The following is a 2,068-nucleotide window of genomic DNA, read 5'->3' on the forward strand; positions in this document are numbered from 1 at the left end:
CTAGCATATGCCCATTGATAATCCCAAGTATCCATTTTATTAATTATGATACTTTTGTAAATTATATCTTGTCTAATTTTTCCAAGCTTTTCACCAAAAATATTGACAAAATTATTACTTTCAATAAAATTTTCAATATCACTCATTTCTATGTCATAGTGTTTCCAGGCTCGTCCCCAACTTGCCCAACCCCAAATACCGCCAAGATTAGAAAAAAAATAATCATTCGTTTCTTCTTTCCAGCTATTTTGTTTGTTGTACCCGCTAATAAGGAATATTCTCATATCATTCTTATACCTCTCCAATAACTCTTCACAATACCAAAAAAAACTTTGGCTTGGCAAGCAATCATCCTCAAGAATAATTCCCATCTCTTCATTTTCAAAAAACCAATCTATCGCTCCACTTACAGCCATCTTACAACCCAAGTTGCGTTCCCGAAACATGGTTTTAACTTCACATTCCCAATCAACATTTTGCATTATATAGTTGCGTACGGCCTGGACTGTATCTGCCTCACCTTCTTTATTGGCACGTGCACCATCGGCAGCGACATAAAGACGTGGCGGTTTTGCTTGGCGGATGGCTTCAAAAACTTGCCTGGTTGTGTCTAATCGATTAAACACTAAAAACAATACTGCTGTGTTTAATGCGTGTGGGGGGATAAATGCTGTAGCTTCACTCATACTTTACCCCAGTTACTTATCCTTAACATTTCAATATAGTCTGCGAGAGTACACTTTGGAGACCAACCAAGTGCTTTGGTTTTATCGGTCATGACATCAGCTGTCATACGATTACCTTTACGTTCAGGGAGCATGTTAATTTCGCCGCCAAACAGTTCGGCAACCTCTAATACTGTAAAAGCTTCAGAGCTTCCTATGCCAAACTCATCACCATAACCATTTTCACCCACTAACACTAAGCCATCGATAATATCATCAATATGTGTAAAGTTGCGTTTTTGAGTACCTGGACTGACAATAGTGAGCCTTTCTTTATTTTTCATTTTTTCCTTAAATAAGGCGATTAAAGTGGCGTATCTTCCTGTTTGTATTTCCCTCTCACCGTAAACATTGTAGAAATAAGTAATGGCATATGGCACATTGAACCAATCTCCGTAATTCATCACGAGTTCGGTATTGGTAGCTTTTGTCCAAGCATAAGGTGATGCACTTCTTCCAAGTCCGCCATCACCAAATTTAGTACTACTGCCAGCATAAAGTATTTTACAGCCTGCTTTGCGTACAAACTGCAATACAGCAAATATGCCATCTTTGTTATAACGCCACACTTTTTTAATATCGTCAAAACTTTGTTCAACCCGAGAATACTCACCCAAATGGTAAACCATATCCGGCACAAAATTAACAAGCGAGGCGATATTCGAAGTGTCTCCTTTTATATAAATGACATTCGGGACATGATTGGCTTCGCTACCTGTGAAATAGTTATCAAGCGAATAGACTTTATTATTTACATCCTTGGCAAGGCGCTCACAAAGATGACTACCCACAAAACCAGCACCACCTGTGACTAATATTTTATTTTGACTCATACTTAATCCTTTCCAAATAAATCACGGGTATAAATTTTTCCAGCTTCACCAACAATTTCATCAGTTACACGGGTTGGCAACAATGACATTCGCTAGGCGTTTAAACTCAGCCAGATCTCTAACAACTTTTGAATTATAAAAAATCTCATCTTTTAAAGCTGATTTATGCACAATCATTTCAATACCTTAAACACACTGAGATGGAAAAGGCGCAAGCTCCAGATTACTCATCCACAACTACTGGCATTTAATATTCCACTTCAATCACTTCAGCCCAATCAGGTTGAATATCAATATGTGACTCCACTTGACTTTTCCATCCATACCAATACTTTGGAAAAATAACCCTTTTTCTATTTTTCATCATGTAAGCACCCCACCAAGAAAAACTACTGTTTGAAACTATTCCGTATTCGCATAAGCTCATAATTGCCAAATCTGTAGCCATACTATTTTTTGATACTATTTTATTTTGTATATTTTCAAAGCAACATTCTACAAAAGAAGCGT

At 37.3% G+C, this 2,068-nt stretch carries 3 protein-coding genes; all 3 read right to left on the reverse strand.

The window, feature by feature from the left end; translation table 11 throughout:
• A partial coding sequence (locus N9Y32_06930) for a nucleotide-diphospho-sugar transferase (GenBank protein ID MDB2590741.1) occupies positions 1 to 686 on the reverse strand: 686 nt, incomplete at its 3' end.
• Entirely contained in the window at positions 683 to 1,558 is an 876-nt protein-coding gene (locus tag N9Y32_06935; protein ID MDB2590742.1) for an NAD-dependent epimerase/dehydratase family protein, read from the reverse strand. The genes N9Y32_06930 and N9Y32_06935, both read right to left, overlap by 4 nt.
• Before the next feature lie 247 nt (positions 1,559 to 1,805).
• The coding region (locus N9Y32_06940; GenBank protein ID MDB2590743.1) for an alpha-1,2-fucosyltransferase at positions 1,806 to 2,068 on the reverse strand (263 nt) is incomplete at its 5' end.

This window comes from Candidatus Thioglobus sp., assembly GCA_028228555.1.
Taxonomy (GTDB): Bacteria; Pseudomonadota; Gammaproteobacteria; order PS1; family Pseudothioglobaceae; genus Thioglobus_A.

Bases quoted from the DNA above. Each gene is read 5' to 3' on its own strand.
- N9Y32_06935 (MDB2590742.1), bottom strand. From the start codon at position 1,558: ATGAGTCAAAATAAAATATTAGTCACAGGTGGTGCTGGTTTTGTGGGT.